The following is a 17,233-nucleotide window of genomic DNA, read 5'->3' as shown; positions in this document are numbered from 1 at the left end:
ACCCATTGGTCTCTACGTGCCGGATGATGACCACTTCCCTATACAAAGGATAATAACATGAGCCGCTTGCAAAGCAACTGCTTGATTGCTGCAGTGACCGTAGCAATCATGGCCGGGTACCTGCTCCATCTCAACATTGGCTGTCTGAATCAGGAGAAAAAAGAGGCTGCGCCGGGTGAAGCTCCTTGCTCGCAGTCGTATGAAGCGCCAGACACAATAGAAGATTTAAGCAAAATCCCCCAAGATATTCGCCGTTTTGCTGCAATGATCAAAGAAACCATGGGGACCGATGAACAAGCCCAGGTTATGCAGCAATTTCATGAACGATACTTTGCCCCCTGGACGACGCCCGAACCACTGTTCAATGTCAGCACGGTGACGGAGCAGGTAAAAATGTTCGCTGAAAGGACTTGGTATGGGGAAAACCGGCAGATTGTCGAGCCGGAGCGCATGCAGGGACTCTTAGCCCTTGCTGATTTGGATCGGCTTCCCTCAATGAATCAATTGGGGATCGTCATTAAACCCACCTTTATCCGTATTCTTCCGACCATCAGACCGTTCTATGAGACTCCTGACGATTTCCCCTTTGACCAACTCCAATTTTCAGAAATAAAACCAAACGAGCCTATACGCATCCTGCATGCGACCAAAGATGGGGCATGGCTGTACATCGAAACATCCTATGCAAATGGCTGGATAGAACCTGATGCCGTCAGGGTTACCGATGAATCATTGCAAAAACGGATGATCAAGGCACCCCGGGTCGTTATCGTCAGGGATTTTGCAATAATGCAAACCGAACGGGGAGACGTATTGCCGCAACCGAAAATTGGCACGCTCTATCCGCTGGTGCAGGAAGAACCAGATCATTGGCTGGTCAATGTGGCGGTTGCTGGAAGTGATCGGGATGCTGCTCTAGCAACGGCACGCATTGCTAAGAATAATGCCAGCCGTCACCCTTTATCGTTCAGCCCTGAGGCCCTGACCCTCATCGGCAACGAACTCCTCAAGACACCTTACGGCTGGGGAGAACTGTACCGAAACCGCGACTGCTCGGCCACCACAAGAGACTTCTTTCTTGCATTCGGCATCTGGTTGCCGCGCAATTCGCTGAAACAAATTACTTCGGGGCCATTGGTGTCACTGGCAAACCTGTCCAGTATCGACAAAGAAAAACTCATCCGTGAGCAGGGGATACCCTTTCGGACACTCTTACATCAAAAAGGCCACATCATGCTGTACATTGGTCTCGATGGCGAAAAGCCAATCGTCTTGCATACCGCTTGGGCGTTCCGCTACAAACGCATGAATTGTCCTGAAAATAAATTGGTCATAGGACGGACAGTACTGAGCACATTGGAAATAGGGAAAGAGTTGCCCTTATCAAAAGGGACCATACTTGATCGACTGGATCGCATGCTGCTGCTCCCGGTGATGCCTGGAGAACGCATCGAGAAAGATCAAACCAGCCATGAGGAGAAAAAGTTGATATTGCCCCCTTTGTAACAGGAACACGGCGAGGTTCAACCTCTTGCCACCGGTTTGGAGTGAGCCGGATTGGCCAATAAGTAAAACCGATTAGGTTGTGCCGGCCCTGAACAACCGCGGAAGAGATCACTTCTTCTTTTTCTGTGCTTTCTTGACCTGCCTGACCTTGCCGTCCTCATACACCCACACCTCTTGGGGATTAAAATCCTCGCCGCGATGGGGGGCATGGCCAGGGACGGTAACGGTCACCTTTTCCGGCAGCACAGTCAGGATCGGCGGCGGACCGCCGCAATAGTCAATGGCATCGGAGATGGCATAGCTGCCGTCGGAATTATCTCCCAGAAACCAGATCGGGCCGCCATCGCAGGCATTGCCCCACATGCGTTGCTGGAAAACGAATACCTCATCAAAAGGCGCCACACCTTTATTGATGTGGAGAATGACGTTGGGCAAAGGGTAGTCATGAAAGCGGAACCCACTGCTGCTCTCCTCACCGCCCGTTTTTGCAACAACACGGCCGTTGAGGCGGACGGCAAATTCATTACCCACCCGTCCCTCATCCAGCTGGATGATACGCAAGTCGCCACGTTCGGTGGTGATTTTCTGTTTGACAACCTCGGTCTCGTTTTCCTGCGCATGCGCCACCATTGCCATCATCAGCAAGTACAAAACAACAACGATGCTCTTTTTCATAATGCCCTCATCAATGGAAAGGAGTGTGGCCTCTGGCCATCCTCCGGATTAGTCAGACTTTGCAGGCAGGTGGGGGACTTGCCGCCTTCATTGCCATTCCGTTGCCGTTGAATGGTCGATTATCGCTTGAACACTCTGCGGCTCCTTGGCGGTACAATCGGTTTCGATCTCACAGGCCCGAATCAACCCGGCAGAGCCAATACATTCCAGACAAATATCTCGCGGTCCTTGCCTTTTTATTTCCGAAGTCTACAAGGAAATCGGGCTCGCAGTTCCAAACCTCAATTCATGACGGATACCTTGCCAACAAGACTAACCATCAGGCCGAGAAGATTTCTCTGACATCGCGACTCTGTTCACGGCTTTTGCACAACCAGCGGTACCAACCTGTAAAGTGTTCATCGTTCCAAGCCATGCCCATGCCTCGCCAGCGCGTAGGCAATTCGGGCAGGAATATCTGCAGCCCACTGATCACGTCCCTGTCTTCATCCGCGTCACTCTCAATGCATAGATACGACAACAGGTCGGCAAGTTGTATAACCTGCGCCAAAAACTGTTCAAGAGGCGCCTGAGCTTTTATAGGCATGTGGTGGTATTCCACCGCAGACAACAGGTTCTCGGGAAAATTCCACTGCCCCAGGAGTTGCCCTCCGAGCGATGCATGGCTGAACGCAAAAAGCTGCTGTTCCGTGACGAGACGTTCTTCCGTGCTGAAAGAGGTCATCCACTGTTCAGGAGCATATTCGTCCTCAAAGGTGAGCAACATGACCAGTTTGCCGATGTCGTGAATCAATCCGGCCATGAAAAAGGTGCTTGAGGCGAATCGCAGTCGCTTGGCAACATGCTGTGCGGCCATCGCCGTGAGGAAAGAATGCTCCCAATATTGTTCAATCGGGGCTGTGGTGACCAGATTCAGTTCTCTGAACGAGTTGTTCATGGCTTTGATCAAGGCAATGGATTGTACCTCGTTAAAGCCGAGGACTATGATCGCTGCGGTCAGCGAATCAATCCGTTGAGGCCGCCCGAACAGGACGGAATTAGCCAATTTGAGAACGGTGACACAGAGGGATTGGTCCGGGAGGATGGCCTGCACGAGGTCGTCAGCCGAGCTTTCCGGACTGGCGGTCACCTGCATAATCCGGGATACGGTGGCTGGAAGGATGGGAAAGGAGTCAATCTGTTGCCTGAGTTGTTCGGCTTTGGTTTTTTGGATCATGGTCGACTCATCCTGGATCGTAGAAGTTGGCATGATCAGCTGATTCCCTGCTGGTGCAACCGATATGGACCATAATGGCGGCTGATGCTCTGGCTGGCTGCCGTGCACTGCACGGCATTGAAACCCTTAAACATTATGCCCGTCATACTGACTTGCCGACCCGCCCTTGCTCTAACTGGCCAAATATATGCAGCTGGCGGAAAGGAGATCAGTGATGAAACTTGAGCAAGGAGTATTGACCTGCGAAATATAACCAAGCCGCGCCATTATTTTCTGTTTGACAGGAGGCATGCTGCTTCTCTCGCAACAATGCCTCTTGGAAAAAATAATGTCGTTACAGCGTAGAAGGTTATCTTTTAGTGCTGACAGACATGATCCGGACCATGAGCCTCACAGATATCGCCACTGTCCGACAGTTCACCCCGCAAAAAGAGCTCCACGGCATTTTTTGCTGTTCCTGACGCACCTTTTATTGTCTTGATGCCATTACTCGCCAAAACATTGACGGCTCCGTTGCCTATGCCGCCAGCAACCAACACCTGAACGCCATTTTGAGCAAGCTTGCTGGCCATATTGGATTTGCAACCACACCCAGCAGGAGAGTCCATATATTCCACTGCTGTAATTGATTTTTCCTCAACGGTAAAAATCGTATACTTCTCACAATGACCAAAGTGCTGGTCAACCTGATCCCCATTTGTTGGTACCGCTATCTTCATTTTTTCACTCCCCCTGCCTGAACAGGGCGTAATAGATCTTAATTGAGACTACAGACTGATGACTGCGGCATCGCAGCAAAGGTGGATGAGCTCAACAGCAGTCCCCATCCTGGCACCGTCAATCAGGTCACTTTCGCTGATTCCTCGAGCTTTAGCGCATGGAGTACATGCAAGTATAGGCACACCGTTGGCCTGAAGATAGGTCATCAAATCGTCTGCTATATCCCCGGTGGCAGCCCGCAAATGATCTATCAACCCCTTCTTTGCGAGGTAAACAGCCTCGTCAAGGAGGAACAAGGTGACATTTTTTCCTTCTCTGTGAGCAACTGTTGCCAAATGGATCGCCCTTGTTGAGCGATTGGGATTGTCAGTGCCGCATGCAATGGTGATAACAACGTTATTGGTCATCTTTCCCCCTCTCTGTCGTTGAGTTAATGATATTATTAGATTTTTAACACAATTCACCTGTACATATACAATATTTCCAAGAAGGAGCTCGGACGAACAGAAACTCAGAATAAGAGTTAACCAGATTTTTTCTACCACTCGATCTATTTTTTGGCAACAAGCTGAAATAATATATAAAAATTACAGCCAAATCTAACTGATCATAATATGGCAACCGAGATTGCGCAAGGTTGTGTTAACAAGACAAGAGGGGGTAGAAAAAAGCAGGCGATCAGGTTGAATATAATCGTGGCCCAGTGTGGGATGGCCGAAGAGAACGACAAGGGGAAACAGGGTTGATGATGTGGCTGGCAGATGGTCCATTCTTTTCGTGGATACTGGCTCTTACCAAGCAACCATTGTCAAAATCATGGATCGGCAATATATTGAGCGAGGCCGAAGTCATTCTGGCTCTTTCACTGGATGATGCCCGACCAACCGCCTGAGGCGGGGCAACGGGGCTATCTGGTCCAGCCAGAATGACCATTCCAACAAGTCATGTCCTGGCTCCCTTGCTGGTCATTCTTGGCATCCGACAGGGCAGGTAAAGGAGCCCTTTTCAACCCAAATTGACCCGCCTTCTTTTTTCTTCTCCATGAGATACCCTTACTGGACGAAACAACCAAGGAACAAATGCAGGGATATCGGTCACCGCATGAGATGTTTTATTCGGGCAGAGGTGAGCTCCTCCAGGCCACCATTAACTGCTGCACTGCAAAGTTGAATCTGCTATTTCAGTATCATGGGTAATTCGTTCAATCTCTTCATTTTCACCGTTTTCTTTGCAATAACAACCGGAACCGCTCTGGCGGCAGACCTTTTTTCTGAAATTCCAGACAAAACACCAGCTTCCGGATCAAAAGAGAATATTTTCGATGACAAAGATTTGTTCATTGCCGAACCATTACCGGATTCAGGGTCTTCTCTTGGGCAACCAAATGTCCCGAAACAAATTCAGCCAACCATTCAAAAAATAGCGGAAACAAAAGAAAAGAATCAATCAGAAAAGAATAAGTCGGAAAAAAAGAAGCCAAAGGAAACAATCAGCCCTCAAACAACAATACCGGTTGGTCCGTCTCAGAAAACCAGTGATATGAACACAGCTGTTAAGATGAGCGCCGTTCAACGCGTCGAAAAGTGGCTTGAAGAAAACGAGGCCGCGGAAAAAGAGCGCCAAGTTAAGAAAGTTCAGAAACCCGCTAAAAAGTCTACGCAGACATTTTCCGTCTACCTCTCACCCGAGCCGGATGAAAACAAGTCCGACTCAAAACAACCGGAAAAAAAATCGCATTTTAATGCCCCTCTTCCGGTGAAGCCTCCGATGACGCTTCCCGCAAAGACACTGAAACCACCGCTAGCACCTGAGATAAGTAACGAGACGAAGCAAGCTGAAGAGGCCATGAATTTTCAATCAGAGATCGAGTCCGCAGAATCAGGTGACCCTGAGGCGCAGCTGAGTGCTGGTATAAAGCTGTACAAAGGACAAGGAGTGCTGCAAGATCGGGGAAAAGGTTTTCAGTGGCTCCTCAAAGCTGCGGAAGAGGGTAAGCATTCGCCTGAGTCTTTACATATTCTCGGCCAAGCATATTTCAATGGAACGGACACCGAAAAAAATTATGCCAAAGCCAGAAAGTGGTTGAGTTTGCTGGCTGACCAAGGCAATTATAGCGCAAAAAATGATCTTGCGTTTATGTTGTATAATGGCTTGGGAGGCGACAAGGATTACGTGAAGTCGTTTGAATTATATAAGCAGGCCTCAAAACATGGCGATGTATTCGCTCAAGCTAATCTCGGCCTCATGTACGCGACCGGAACCGGAACAGAGGTTGACAAGGCACGTGCATACGCGTGGTATTCCTTTGCAGCGAGCCAAGGCAATAGCGCGGCTGCGAGGAACCGGAATGATCTGCTGAAAGATATGTCGTGGGAAGATTTGAACTTAGCTCAGAAAATTACCGTTGAACTGTACAATGAAATTGAAACGCACCAAGCTGAAAAACCTGGTGGCAACACAGGTCAACTTGAACAATCGAAACTGAAACAAGAACAGTTCAATCGTGAAAGCCGGAAATAAACTGGAAGTCTACTCAACGATGGGATAAGGGAGGTAGGCAGCCACATGATAACCATGTTACCCAAAAGAGAGGATCCCGTGCCAGCAGTGGAAATCATCAAAAAAATCATCAGTCTCATGGCCACCTGTCTTGGCCTTGCTATTATCCTCATCGGGCTCAAATATGCCATGGATATATTTGAGCTCATTTTCACCATCCTGAAATCCCCCGCGTATCTGACTGGCCCTATCCAGCAGATGGCTGAGAGTATCGGCGGGAGGGCGTTTGATCTCAAGCTGGAAAGCAGGTCCGTCCCCCTTGCCAATATCATGGCTCTGATGGTTTACTGTAGCGGTGCGTTGCTCAGTGCTTGGCTCACCCTGGCACTGATGCACACCGGAGCGAAAATCGTATCGCTGACCGCCGGCGACCGAAGTGCCGTGAAGCAGCTTCTCCAAAGCGCATTCGGCAACAGCCTACAGCCAAAAACAACGACAGAAAACGACAAGACTCAACCCCGCGGCTGAGGGGTCCGAAAGATTTCCTCAAGAGCGGGAAAGAGGAAGCGGAAAACCTTCCCGTTTCCCGCTTCACTCTCACCTCAGAACCCTTCAAGCACGATTTTCCCCTTAGCCCTGCCGCTTTCAATCAAGGCGTGGGCGCGGCGCAGGTTGGCGGCCTCAATTCGTCCGAAATGCTCACCGAAAGTCGTGCGGAGAATACCCACATCAACCAGTTCCGCCACCTCGTTGAGCAGAAGGTGCTGGCCGATCCTGTCGGCGGTGCGAAACATCGACCGGGTGAACATAAATTCCCAATGGAGCGAGACACTCTTGCGCTTGAGCAGGGTGACATCGAGCGTCTCCGGGTCGTCGATGAGGCCGAACTTGCCCTGTGGGGCAATTGCCTCGGCAATCTGCGGAAAATGCTGATCCGTCTGGTTCAAGCAAACGATGTGGCTGACCTCGCTGAGACCTATCCGCTGCAGCTCTTCGTGGAGCGGCCGGTTGTGGTCGATCACATGGTGGGCACCCATGCCGCGGACCCAGACCTGGGTTTCCGGTCGGGACGCGCTGCCGATGACGGTCACCCCGGTCAACCGGCGCACCAGCTGCACCATGATGGAGCCGACCCCGCCGGCGGCGCCGATGATCAGCAGGGTTTCGTCGGTCGGCCGTTTACCGGGCGACAGCCGCAGCCTGTCGAAGACCATTTCCCAGGCCGTGATGGTGGTCAACGGCAGCGCGGCGGCCTGGGCAAAGTCGAGACTCTTGGGCATGTGACCGGCAATCCGTTCATCCACCAGATGGAGCTCGGCATTGGTACCCTGACGAGTCAGGTCGCCGGCATACCAGACACGGTCGCCGGGTTGGAACAGGGTGACCTCCGGGCCGATGGCTCGGACTACGCCGGCTGCATCCCAACCAAGCACCTTCCATTCTCCGGCAGGTGGTACAACCAGTTTCCGCACTTTGGTGTCCACAGGGTTGACCGAAACGGCCTTGACCTCAACCAGGAGGTCGTGCCCATCGCACACGGGATCAGCCAGTTCGATATCCTGCAGGGCTTCGGGCTGGTCAATTGCCAAAGATTTCTGGTACCCAATTGCTTTCATGGTCATCCTCCTTTTTGTGGTCCATTGTGACGGCCTGTTTGCGGCGCTTTGTCCTTGGATACCTTGGCATCGTCCTGCGCAATCAAGCATTCCATGGCCGGGGTAAATGGGGTACAGTTGTCAATGACGGCTCCTTCTTTGCGGTTGCCGGGCAAGAGAAAGCCAAAAGGGCTGCCGGTTGCCTGCTCTTTTTTGCGTATCCTGGCAAGTGATCCCATAAAAGCGGACCAGCGAAGGCACCCGTTGTCAGTGTCGCAGCTGGCATTTCTTGCAATCAAGGATCGCCGGAGTAAAAGAAACACCATGGGACACATCATCGGCAAGGACATCTACCGCCAATTGGGCACGCGTTTGGATCAGGCCCCGGTGCGCACCCCCTGGACCGCGATCTTCCGCCAACTGGTGGAGACACTCTATTCCCCGGTCGAGGCCCAACTGGTCATCCGCCTGCCCTATCGCCCCTCGACCCTGTCCCGCATCATCCGCATGACCGGAGAGGCCGAGCAGACGCTGCGCCCCATGCTCGAAAGCCTGTGCGCCAAGGGGTTGGTCCTCGACATCTGGAACGGCACGGAATACCAGTACATGGTGAGCCCCATTGTCATCGGTTTCTTCGAATTCACCATGATGCGCACCGGCCCGGATCTGCCTCGGGCGCGCTGGGCCGAACTGTTCCAGGCCTACATGTTTGGGGAAAAGGATTTTCTCGCCGCCAATTTCGGCAACGGTCAACAGGTCTCGGTGATGCGTGCCCTGCCCTATGAAGAAACGTTGGGCGAGCATGTCGAAATTTTGGATTATGAAAAGGCCTCAGTTCTTATCGAGCAACAATCCGACTTTTCTCTTGGCCTCTGTTCCTGCCGCCATGAAAAGCACCATCTGGGGCATGCGCCTTGCCGCGCGCCCATGGAAACCTGCACATCCATGGGTTCCGGCGCCCAATTTCTGATCCGAAACGGCTTCGCCCGGCCCATCGACAAAAGCCAGATGCACGACATCCTGGCACGTTCCCGCGATTTGGGCCTGACCCTGTCCACGGACAACGTCCGCCGGGACGCGGGCTTCATCTGCCACTGTTGCGGCTGCTGCTGCAATCTGCTGTTGGGGGTGCGAGAGACAGGATACCCCGGCATCCTGGTCACCTCAAGTTATGCGGCGGCAGTGGACGAGAGCCTGTGCACGGGTTGCGGCCTGTGCGCCAAGGCCTGTCCGGTGGATGCCGTCCATCTGGAATCTAAGGCGACTGGATACGAATCGCGGCCAGTTAAACAAGTTGCCCGGATCGGCTCCCTCTGCCTGGGCTGTGGTGTCTGTGCCCTCAAATGCCCCACCGGTGCCTTAAAATTGCAGCCGCGTCCCCAAAAGGTCTTCCACCCCGAGGACAGCTTCGAACGGGTCATGCTTCAGGCCCTGGAACGCGACACCTTGCAAACCTTTCTTTTCGATAATCCCGCCAGCCGCACCCAGGAGTTCATGCGCGCCCTTGTCGGCGGATTTCTGAAGCTTCCCCCGGTCAAACGGGCTCTGCTGAGCAAAAAACTGCGCTCGCGTTTTCTTTCGGCCCTGCGCCGCGGCGCGGGGTAATCTTCGAATGTGCTGCCGCGGATGCGGAGGAAAACAGCATTTCACACGCAGCAAGGGTATGTGTAAACAGACTTACCCACCTGCCCTATCGACCGCAGCATTTTTTGAATTTCTTGCCGCTCCCGCAAGGACAATTATCATTTCTGCCAACCTTGTCGGCATTCCCGTTTCCCTGCTCGGATTCGCCGATCATCTCGCCGGAAAGATAGAACCATTGCCCGGATTCCTTCACAAAACGGCTGGTTTCACGGAGCTTGCAGAGTCTTTTGTGCATCAAGGCTGTCGCCACAAATTCGACGATCCCCTCGTCGTCATCTTCCCGGCCCCGCTCAGTGCGAAGGATCTCCAGGCCGCACCAATCCGGGAATGTAGCAGGGTCAAGAGCAGGTGGCCTGGTGGTCGAATGCCAGGTCCGCAACAAGTAGCTGACCTGGCCCTCAACATAGGCGGAATAGCGTGACCGCATCAACCCTTCAGCGGTCACCGCTGGTGATTTTCCGGCGTGCAGAGGTTCACAACACACGGAATACGGAAGGCCAGAGGCACAGGGACATTGTTTGCTTGTTGCCATACTTGTTCCTGCAAGAGAGAAAATTTCTTTTTTAGAATGATCGATAATCACCGAAACCCTGGGATATTTCAACCGCCGTGGCGATGAAACCACCGTTCCACCTCCTGGACAGAAAATGTTTTGATCACCGGGCGACCATGGGGGCAGTGGGAAAAGACCGAACTCGTTGCCATCTGTGCCAGCAGATTGAGCATCTCCACCGGTTGGAGGCGATTGCCCGCTTTAATCGCTGCCTTGCAGGCCATGGAGGCCAGGAGGTCATCGACCGCTTGGGGCACAGGCCGGCCAGTATCGGTTCGCACCGGCCCCCGCAACCCGTCCAGGATTTCCCGCAACAAAGCTCCCGGATCGACATGACTGACCAGGGCCGGGGCCGATTTGATCACATAGGTGGTATCGCCGAAGGATTCCGCCTGGAGACCAAGAGCAGCCACCTGATCGCCCCGCTGTTCCAGGGTGTCCGCCTGCACCGGCGTCAGCTCAACGGTCACCGGAAACATCAGGGTCTGCTGGGGAATTTTGGCCTCCAGGTAGCCCTGCAGGAGCTGGCCATAGAGAAGCCGTTCATGGGCTGCATGCTGGTCGATGACCATGAACTGGCCATCCTTCTCGCACAGCAGATAGAGGGAAAACAACTGGCCGATTAAGGTGAGGCCGGAATACTCCTCGGCCGGGATCGGATGGATCGGCGGAGTACCGGGCACGACTTCATTTTGGGTCTGCCGGGATCGAGTGTCCGGCCTTAGGCCAAAGGGTGGAGCGGTCGCCGGAAGTGAGGGCAATCGCGGCTGGACGGCCGCCGGTTCGGCAGTGGTGAGGGGTGGGCAAGATACGGTTGATGCGACCTCGCGGCGCTCCACCGGCCGGTCCGGCAGCTGCGGCGAAGGCGGACGGGTAAACAGGCTGGTCCGCAGGCTCTGCTGGTAGCCGCCCATGGCCTGGACCACCCGATCAACGATGAATCGATGGACCGCCTCGCTCTTGCGAAAGCGAATCTCGCGCTTGGCTGGATGGACATTGACATCGACTTGATCGGGTCCGATTGTGAGCAAAAGCGCACCGGCCGGCTGATAGCCCTTCATCAGAAAACCCTGCAAGCCTTCACCCACCGCATGGCGGATCATCGCATCCTGCACCGGCCGATCATTAACCAGGATACGCAGCCGGGCGTTGGTCGCCGGGGCCATTTCGGGCATGAGCAAAAAGCCCTCCAGGCCCATCTCGGCATCATCACCCACCCCATCCTCCCGCAATGGCAGGAGCTGGCCCCGGTAGCGGAAAACCTCGCACAGCCGTTGTTCCAGATCAGCTTCCGGCTGATATTCCAGCACCACGCGGCCATCGACATGCAGGGTAAAACCGGTGCGCGGATGGGCCAATGCCTGGTTCTTGACCACCTCCTCGATATGGTGCATCTCGGTGCGGGCAGATTTGAGAAATTTTTTTCGAGCCGGCATATTGCCGAAAAGATGGCGGATCTCGATCACCGTGCCTCGGGCGCATCCGTCTTCGTGCACGTCCCGCAGGCTACCGTAGCGGATCTCGGCCCTGGTGCCCAGTTCCTGGGTATGGGGCCGGGAGAGGATGGTCATCCAGGAGACCGAGGCAATGCTGGGGATAGCCTCGCCGCGAAAACCCAGGGTGGCGATGGCGGCCAGTTGCCCCTCTTCCTTGATTTTGGAGGTGGCGTGCCGTTCGATGCAGAGCAGCACATCATCGCCGTCCATGCCTTCGCCGTTGTCGGCCACCCGCAAAAGACCCGTGCCGCTGCCTTCGACATGGATGTCGATGCGGCTGGCACCGGCATCCACACTATTTTCCAGCAGCTCCTTGACCACCGAGGCCGGACGCTCCACCACCTCACCGGCGGCGATCTGGTTGGCTAACTGTTCTGAAAGAATCCGTATTCGAGACAAGGGGAGAGACTCTGCGTTTTTCTTTAACGGTGCTGAAATCCTGAAATCATGGTAACACCTGCACCAACAGCAGGGGCTTGGCGGCAAGCGGAGGTGTCCGCGCCGCCCGGAACCAATCCCGTTTTTGTGCGAACTCAACACTACTGTTTCTTCGTCTTCTTGTCCACCAAACCGTCGACCCAATCCGAACCAACACCAGAACCAGCGCCCTTTCGCGGCTGGATCCTGGACGAGCGCCATCTGACCCAGATGCTGCTCATAATCGCCGCTGTGCTCAGCGTCCTGAACGGCACGGTGCTGGCCTGGTTCATGGCCCTTCCCGACATCCGCTCGGTCGACGATTACCGGCCGCAGGTGGCGACCCTGATCCTGGATCGCACCAACCGGCCCATCGACGTCATTGCCAAGGAATTTCGCGTCGTCATCCCCTACACGAGCTTCCCGGCTCTCCTGCCCAAGGCCTTTATCGCCGCCGAGGACAGCCGGTTCTGGGAACATGACGGCCTCGACGGCTGGTCAATCGCCCGAGCCGCCTTCAACAACCTCCGTTCCGGCCGCCGCAGTCAGGGAGGCTCGACCATCACCCAGCAGGTGACCCGGGCGCTCCTCTTGACTCGGGAGAAGAGCTATTTGCGCAAAATGGCCGAAGCGGTTCTTTCGTTTCGGCTGGAGTGGATGTTGAGCAAGGAGGATATTCTTTTCATCTATCTCAACGAGATTTATCTCGGTGAGGGAGCTTACGGGGTCGAAGCCGCGGCCCGCACCTATTTCGGTAAAAAAACCAGTCAACTGACCCTGGGAGAGATCGCCCTGTTGGCCGGCCTGCCGCAGTCGCCGAGCAACTATTCGCCGATCAAACAGCCCGAGGCGGCCAGGACCCGGCAGCGCTACGTGCTCAATCGCATGGCCGAGGACGGCGTTATCACAGCCGAAGATGCGCGTACCGCTTATGAAGAGGGGCTGCAGCTGACCGGTAATTGGCGTAAATCATTGAACGGCTACTTCGCCCTCTATGTCCGCAACCAATTGCTCACCGCCTACAAAGAGGCTGATCTGTATGAGAAGGGGCTGAGTGTGGCCACCACCGTGGACAGCAAACTCCAGGAAGAGGCGTCCAGCGCTGTTCAAGCTGGAGTGGCTAAGGTCGCTGAACGGCACCCAGGCAATCCCACGCCGCAGGGGGCATTGGTCGCCCTGGACACCGGCAGCGGCCGGATCAGGGCGATGATCGGTGGCACCGATTTCACCGAAAACCAGTACAACCGGGCCGTGCAGGCCAACCGGCAACCGGGTTCAGCTTTCAAGCCCCTGCTCTACGCCTCGGCTTTGGAACAGGGAATGTCGCCGGGATCAGTCTTTAAGGATACACCAATCACCCTGCCCAGCGGTGGCGGCAAGTCGTGGCAGCCCCGCAATTTTAAAAACGAGTACCATGGCTCAATGGCCCTGGACGAAGCCCTGATCCATTCCAGCAATGTGATCGCCGTCCGCCTGATGCAACAGGCCGGCCTGCAGAACGTCCTCCGCACGGCCAAAAAAATGGGCATCACCGCCCCGCTTGAGGCCGATCTGACCCTGGCGCTCGGGGCCTCGCCGGTCTCGGTGCTTGAATTAACCGCCGCCTACACCGCCTTTGCCAACCAGGGAGTCTACCATGCCCCGGTGGGCATCACCCGGGTCAGCGACCGGGACGGCCGGTTCAAGCCTTGGCCGCAGTCGCCGGGCCGACAGGTGATTGCACCGGAAACCGCTGCCTGGCTGCATACGGTCATGACCCAGGTGGTGCAGCGGGGGACGGGAAAGAATGCGAGCGGCGTCCGCGGCGCCAGCGGCAAGACCGGAACCACCGACAACCACGTCGACGCCTGGTTCGTCGGCTCGGCTCTTGATCTGACTACCGGCGTCTGGATCGGTCACGACCGCGACACACCGCTGGGAACGGGCGAAACGGGGGGGCAAGCCGCCGCTCCGGTGTGGAAGATGTTCATGCTCCAAGCCGTCAACTAACCGAGATCCCATGGCTACTCAAGACGCCCATTTCATGCAGACCTATTACAGCGGGACTCCGGCTGAAAAACTCACCCAGGCCCGCGCCCTGTTTGCTGAGTTTGCCGACAGATTGACAAACTCACTCGCGTTTCAGGGAGAACTCGACCAGTTGCGCCGGCATTCCCAGGCGCTGAACGAACATATGGGGGGCATGGATCTGGGGCAACTCTGCGGCGGCTGCGCCGCCCGGCCTGGAGGCGGCTGTTGCAGCGCGTACATGGCCGATAATACCGACAGTCTCCAGATGCTGATCAACCTGCTCTTGGGCGTCAGGGTGGCCCAACAGCAGGAGAGCGGTGAAAATTGCCGTTTCCTCGGCACTCAGGGCTGTCTTTTCCTGGTCAAGCCGATCTTCTGCCTTAACTACAACTGCACCCACATCCTTGACAGCGCCGAACCGGTTAAGCTAGAGGTCCTCTATCACCGGGCCGCTGCCGTCCTCAGCCAGCAGACAAAGATAGAAGGATTACTGGTTGAGGCGTTGCGAAATCGGTAAAATGCCGGGGAAGAGCCTTGAGCTCTCAAGGTATTTCTTCAGGTCGACGTTGGCGCATCAAACCAAAAAATCTTCAAAAACGGCACGATTCCTACAACCCCCTTACCCTCTCCTGACAGGAAGCAACCATGCAACTGAGCACCACCCTGCCCACCGCCTTGGGCGTCTTCACCCTGACCGCCGACGAGGCCGGACTCTGCGGCCTCTCCTTTCCGGAGGAACATCAACTTGTTCTTCATAAATCTCTGGTGGCAATTGCCACCCATCCCTTGCTGCACGAGGCTGGTCGCCAGTTGCTCGCCTACATCAGCGGCTCTCTGCGCGACTTCGACCTGCCCCTATCGATCCAAGGCACCGCGTTTCAACTCCAGGTTTGGGAACAACTCCGTACCATTGCCTACGGTCAAACCATGACCTACGGCGAACTGGCCGAACGGATCGGCGGACGGCACAAAGCCAGAGCCGTAGGTGGGGCCGCCCATGCCAATCCACTGGCCATCATCATTCCCTGCCATCGATTGATTGGCGCAGGCGGCAAACTGACCGGCTTCGGCGGTGGCCTGCCCATGAAACAAGCATTACTGAATCTGGAAGGAAGCTCCTGCAAAGATTGAAAAAAAGAGCGCAAATCCGGCAGTAATCCGCTACGATAGCGGTATAAGGGCCTGTTCGCAAATAAACTGGACAAAATTGCGCTTTCGATTTGGGTTAGATTTGGTTGTGGCGCCTAGCGCAAAACCGCAGGCGTAGTCGTGCTACGTCGAGGATTTTGCGCTGAAGCTGCAGCCAAAGATGGCCCGAATCGAAGATGCAAGATGTTCAGGTTATTGGTGAACAGGCCCTAAATACACTTCAGGGAGGAACGACTATGGTGGATATTATCATCGGCTCGATAGCGCCGGCCGGAATCCAACCCAATAAGCCCGGCTCCGGCGGCGCCCCGATCGAGGCGGAACTACTGCATGTGCGTGATCCACGCCAACGGATCGTCGGCCCCCTGGGGCAGGAACGGCGCAAGCAGCCACGCAAGGATCCGCAAAACGGTAAGGTGCTGACTCTGCTCATCCCCGACAGCACCCTCCTCCCCAAGGATTTTGACGTCAAAAAATACAAGGTCCTGCTTCGTTTTATGAAGAAATAATGACCGGCCGCTGACGGCGATGTTGCTCACACGTCGGGGCTTGGCGTATACATCAAGCGTACTGACCGGAGGGCCAAAAGCACATGGTCTCCGCTGACTCCTGCTCGAACACCCGGCATGTTACCACACAGAGCGCTGCCGTAACAACGGCCGCATGTCGGACAGGTCACCCCGGATAAGAACGTGATCTTTCACTATGCAACCGCAGCATTTACCATATCTCCTCAACCCAGGGTGTTGTCATGTGGTGCTGACTTGCCCGGAGACTTGGCCTTATATGCCATTTCTGTTCGTCGGCTCATAGCTTTGCGCTCCGGCTTCCTCCGGACGGTCCCTCGCGGTTCCGCCCTTGCCTTCGGCTAGTATTTATGGTCCTATCTCACGATAGTACCAGGGTTTACATACAGGGGACTACCACCCCATAAGATCACGCCCATGCCGGGCGTACACCAGTCATTTAACACTGACAGCGGGAACAGCCCCGCTTCAGATTAATTCACCGTTATATTAAAAAATATGAACATCACGATTCAACAAATTATAAATTTCATATTGGAAATTGCCATCCCAGGATTTATTGGCTCAGGCGCTGCTTTCCTGACTGTGAAATTTCTGAGCAAGTCGATTATTGCGCACGCATTGATCAAGGATCTTGAAAAATTTAAAATTCAATTACAAGAGAAGACAGAATACTTGAAAACATCATTAGCTATCTTTGCGAATGAAAAAGATATTTCCTACCAACGTGTCGATACGCAAAGGGCTGAGGCTATTCACTCTATTTATCAATGCATCTGTGATACTTCATTTATTCTTAGTACGTTTGTTGTTGGCCCTGCTATTAAGAGTTCACCGGTCGAGAAGCACATAGATTTTTACATAAAATTAACTGACCAAGTTAATAAATCAACGACGGTCATGAATGAAACATTAAGGAAAAAAGCGATCTATTTTGATAACGAAACATACATAATGCTTAACAATTACTTCACTATTGCGGCTAATACAAACGCCGAATTCATGAAAATATTTTTGCAATACGACCTGCCTAATATAACAATCCAAATACTTGAAGAAGCAAGGAAAAAGGTTGAAAGAGTTTTTTATGAACAGCTTAGACCAATTCACGAAAAGACAGTAGATTCATTTCGTTTTAATCTAGGGATTGAAAAAGAGAAATTATACTAAGAAAACGATAGTATAACCAGACACTAAACGCTGATCGCGGGAACAGCCCCGCTGCA

18 protein-coding genes are annotated in these 17,233 nt (G+C 54.1%); 10 read left to right on the top strand and 8 right to left on the bottom strand.

All coding sequences use genetic code 11. The features are described from left to right. The first annotated feature begins 57 nt into the window (after nucleotides 1-57). Entirely contained in the window at nucleotides 58-1,506 is a 1,449-nt protein-coding gene (locus ACHZCX_RS16345) for an NlpC/P60 family N-terminal domain-containing protein (protein WP_319588264.1), read from the top strand. Between the two features lie 108 nt (nucleotides 1,507-1,614). On the opposite strand, the gene ACHZCX_RS16340 is transcribed toward ACHZCX_RS16345, so the two are convergent. The 4 genes from ACHZCX_RS16340 to ACHZCX_RS16325 form a co-directional block, all read right to left on the bottom strand. Further along, nucleotides 1,615-2,181 (bottom strand): hypothetical protein, encoded by a 567-nt coding sequence (locus ACHZCX_RS16340; protein ID WP_319588263.1) that lies wholly within the window; start codon nucleotides 2,179-2,181, stop codon nucleotides 1,615-1,617. Nucleotides 2,182-2,500: 319 nt separating this feature from the next. Further along, nucleotides 2,501-3,397, bottom strand: coding sequence for an HDOD domain-containing protein (locus ACHZCX_RS16335; protein ID WP_319588262.1), 897 nt, complete (start codon nucleotides 3,395-3,397; stop codon nucleotides 2,501-2,503). Nucleotides 3,398-3,753: 356 nt separating this feature from the next. Beyond that, entirely contained in the window at nucleotides 3,754-4,116 is a 363-nt protein-coding gene (locus ACHZCX_RS16330) for a NifB/NifX family molybdenum-iron cluster-binding protein (RefSeq protein WP_319588261.1), read from the bottom strand. 48 nt (nucleotides 4,117-4,164) lie between these two features. Continuing rightward, nucleotides 4,165-4,524 (bottom strand): DsrE family protein, encoded by a 360-nt coding sequence (locus tag ACHZCX_RS16325; protein WP_319588260.1) that lies wholly within the window; start codon nucleotides 4,522-4,524, stop codon nucleotides 4,165-4,167. A 338-nt stretch (nucleotides 4,525-4,862) separates the two neighbouring features. Between ACHZCX_RS16325 and ACHZCX_RS16320 the strand changes: the two genes are divergently transcribed. The 3 genes from ACHZCX_RS16320 (at nucleotide 4,863) to ACHZCX_RS16310 (ending at nucleotide 7,144) form a co-directional block, all read left to right on the top strand. After that, entirely contained in the window at nucleotides 4,863-5,009 is a 147-nt protein-coding gene (locus ACHZCX_RS16320; RefSeq protein ID WP_319588259.1) for a hypothetical protein, read from the top strand. Between the two features lie 296 nt (nucleotides 5,010-5,305). Continuing rightward, on the top strand, nucleotides 5,306-6,637 hold the full coding sequence (locus ACHZCX_RS16315; RefSeq protein WP_319588258.1) for a tetratricopeptide repeat protein: 1,332 nt from the start codon (nucleotides 5,306-5,308) through the stop codon (nucleotides 6,635-6,637). A 45-nt stretch (nucleotides 6,638-6,682) separates the two neighbouring features. Continuing rightward, nucleotides 6,683-7,144 (top strand): hypothetical protein, encoded by a 462-nt coding sequence (locus ACHZCX_RS16310; RefSeq protein ID WP_319588257.1) that lies wholly within the window; start codon nucleotides 6,683-6,685, stop codon nucleotides 7,142-7,144. 74 nt (nucleotides 7,145-7,218) lie between these two features. Here ACHZCX_RS16310 and ACHZCX_RS16305 read toward each other — a convergent pair whose 3' ends face one another. Continuing rightward, a complete protein-coding gene (locus ACHZCX_RS16305; protein ID WP_319588256.1) occupies nucleotides 7,219-8,232 on the bottom strand; it encodes a zinc-binding alcohol dehydrogenase family protein in 1,014 nt (337 codons plus the stop codon). A 2-nt stretch (nucleotides 8,233-8,234) separates the two neighbouring features. Continuing rightward, nucleotides 8,235-8,450, bottom strand: coding sequence for a hypothetical protein (locus tag ACHZCX_RS16300; protein WP_319588255.1), 216 nt, complete (start codon nucleotides 8,448-8,450; stop codon nucleotides 8,235-8,237). A gap of 85 nt (nucleotides 8,451-8,535) precedes the next feature. On the opposite strand from ACHZCX_RS16300, the gene ACHZCX_RS16295 reads away from it, so the two are divergent. Continuing rightward, entirely contained in the window at nucleotides 8,536-9,816 is a 1,281-nt protein-coding gene (locus ACHZCX_RS16295) for a 4Fe-4S dicluster domain-containing protein (RefSeq protein WP_319588254.1), read from the top strand. An 85-nt stretch (nucleotides 9,817-9,901) separates the two neighbouring features. Here the strand turns inward: ACHZCX_RS16295 and ACHZCX_RS16290 are convergent, their stop codons facing one another. Continuing rightward, nucleotides 9,902-10,387: a YchJ family metal-binding protein gene (locus ACHZCX_RS16290; protein WP_319588253.1), complete on the bottom strand. Its 486-nt coding sequence runs from the start codon at nucleotides 10,385-10,387 to the stop codon at nucleotides 9,902-9,904. 68 nt (nucleotides 10,388-10,455) lie between these two features. After that, nucleotides 10,456-12,303, bottom strand: coding sequence for a DNA mismatch repair endonuclease MutL (gene mutL / locus ACHZCX_RS16285; RefSeq protein ID WP_319588252.1), 1,848 nt, complete (start codon nucleotides 12,301-12,303; stop codon nucleotides 10,456-10,458). 48 nt (nucleotides 12,304-12,351) lie between these two features. On the opposite strand from mutL, the gene ACHZCX_RS16280 reads away from it, so the two are divergent. The 5 genes from ACHZCX_RS16280 (at nucleotide 12,352) to ACHZCX_RS16260 (ending at nucleotide 17,177) form a co-directional block, all read left to right on the top strand. Then, complete coding sequence (locus ACHZCX_RS16280; protein ID WP_319588251.1) at nucleotides 12,352-14,310, top strand: PBP1A family penicillin-binding protein; 1,959 nt, start codon at nucleotides 12,352-12,354, stop codon at nucleotides 14,308-14,310. A 10-nt stretch (nucleotides 14,311-14,320) separates the two neighbouring features. Beyond that, a complete protein-coding gene (locus ACHZCX_RS16275; RefSeq protein ID WP_319588250.1) occupies nucleotides 14,321-14,848 on the top strand; it encodes a hypothetical protein in 528 nt (175 codons plus the stop codon). A gap of 128 nt (nucleotides 14,849-14,976) precedes the next feature. Further along, a complete protein-coding gene (locus ACHZCX_RS16270) occupies nucleotides 14,977-15,462 on the top strand; it encodes a methylated-DNA--[protein]-cysteine S-methyltransferase (protein ID WP_319588249.1) in 486 nt (161 codons plus the stop codon). Nucleotides 15,463-15,716: 254 nt separating this feature from the next. Next, the gene (locus ACHZCX_RS16265; RefSeq protein ID WP_319588248.1) at nucleotides 15,717-15,989 is read left to right on the top strand and encodes a hypothetical protein; all 273 of its coding nucleotides are present in this window, start codon (nucleotides 15,717-15,719) and stop codon (nucleotides 15,987-15,989) included. A gap of 516 nt (nucleotides 15,990-16,505) precedes the next feature. After that, nucleotides 16,506-17,177, top strand: a complete 672-nt coding sequence (locus ACHZCX_RS16260) for a hypothetical protein (protein ID WP_319588247.1) — start codon at nucleotides 16,506-16,508, stop codon at nucleotides 17,175-17,177. The last annotated feature ends 56 nt before the right edge of the window (nucleotides 17,178-17,233 follow it).

The sequence above is a fragment of the uncultured Desulfobulbus sp. genome, assembly GCF_963662935.2.
Taxonomy (GTDB): domain Bacteria; phylum Desulfobacterota; class Desulfobulbia; order Desulfobulbales; family Desulfobulbaceae; genus Desulfobulbus.
The sequence above is the reverse complement of the archived record's forward strand: the minus strand, read 5'-3'. Positions and strand labels throughout refer to the sequence as shown.

What these genes read in the sequence shown, in the direction of transcription:
- ACHZCX_RS16345 (WP_319588264.1), top strand. Translation starts at nt 58, where the DNA reads ATGAGCCGCTTGCAAAGCAACTGCTTGATTGCTGCAGTGACCGTAGCA.
- ACHZCX_RS16340 (WP_319588263.1), bottom strand. Translation starts at nt 2,181, where the DNA reads ATGAAAAAGAGCATCGTTGTTGTTTTGTACTTGCTGATGATGGCAATG.
- ACHZCX_RS16335 (WP_319588262.1), bottom strand. Translation starts at nt 3,397, where the DNA reads ATGATCCAAAAAACCAAAGCCGAACAACTCAGGCAACAGATTGACTCC.
- ACHZCX_RS16330 (WP_319588261.1), bottom strand. Translation starts at nt 4,116, where the DNA reads ATGAAGATAGCGGTACCAACAAATGGGGATCAGGTTGACCAGCACTTT.
- ACHZCX_RS16325 (WP_319588260.1), bottom strand. Translation starts at nt 4,524, where the DNA reads ATGACCAATAACGTTGTTATCACCATTGCATGCGGCACTGACAATCCC.
- ACHZCX_RS16320 (WP_319588259.1), top strand. Translation starts at nt 4,863, where the DNA reads ATGATGTGGCTGGCAGATGGTCCATTCTTTTCGTGGATACTGGCTCTT.
- ACHZCX_RS16315 (WP_319588258.1), top strand. Translation starts at nt 5,306, where the DNA reads ATGGGTAATTCGTTCAATCTCTTCATTTTCACCGTTTTCTTTGCAATA.
- ACHZCX_RS16310 (WP_319588257.1), top strand. Translation starts at nt 6,683, where the DNA reads ATGATAACCATGTTACCCAAAAGAGAGGATCCCGTGCCAGCAGTGGAA.
- ACHZCX_RS16305 (WP_319588256.1), bottom strand. Translation starts at nt 8,232, where the DNA reads ATGAAAGCAATTGGGTACCAGAAATCTTTGGCAATTGACCAGCCCGAA.
- ACHZCX_RS16300 (WP_319588255.1), bottom strand. Translation starts at nt 8,450, where the DNA reads ATGGGATCACTTGCCAGGATACGCAAAAAAGAGCAGGCAACCGGCAGC.
- ACHZCX_RS16295 (WP_319588254.1), top strand. Translation starts at nt 8,536, where the DNA reads ATGGGACACATCATCGGCAAGGACATCTACCGCCAATTGGGCACGCGT.
- ACHZCX_RS16290 (WP_319588253.1), bottom strand. Translation starts at nt 10,387, where the DNA reads ATGGCAACAAGCAAACAATGTCCCTGTGCCTCTGGCCTTCCGTATTCC.
- ACHZCX_RS16280 (WP_319588251.1), top strand. Translation starts at nt 12,352, where the DNA reads ATGGTAACACCTGCACCAACAGCAGGGGCTTGGCGGCAAGCGGAGGTG.
- ACHZCX_RS16275 (WP_319588250.1), top strand. Translation starts at nt 14,321, where the DNA reads ATGGCTACTCAAGACGCCCATTTCATGCAGACCTATTACAGCGGGACT.
- ACHZCX_RS16270 (WP_319588249.1), top strand. Translation starts at nt 14,977, where the DNA reads ATGCAACTGAGCACCACCCTGCCCACCGCCTTGGGCGTCTTCACCCTG.
- ACHZCX_RS16265 (WP_319588248.1), top strand. Translation starts at nt 15,717, where the DNA reads ATGGTGGATATTATCATCGGCTCGATAGCGCCGGCCGGAATCCAACCC.
- ACHZCX_RS16260 (WP_319588247.1), top strand. Translation starts at nt 16,506, where the DNA reads ATGAACATCACGATTCAACAAATTATAAATTTCATATTGGAAATTGCC.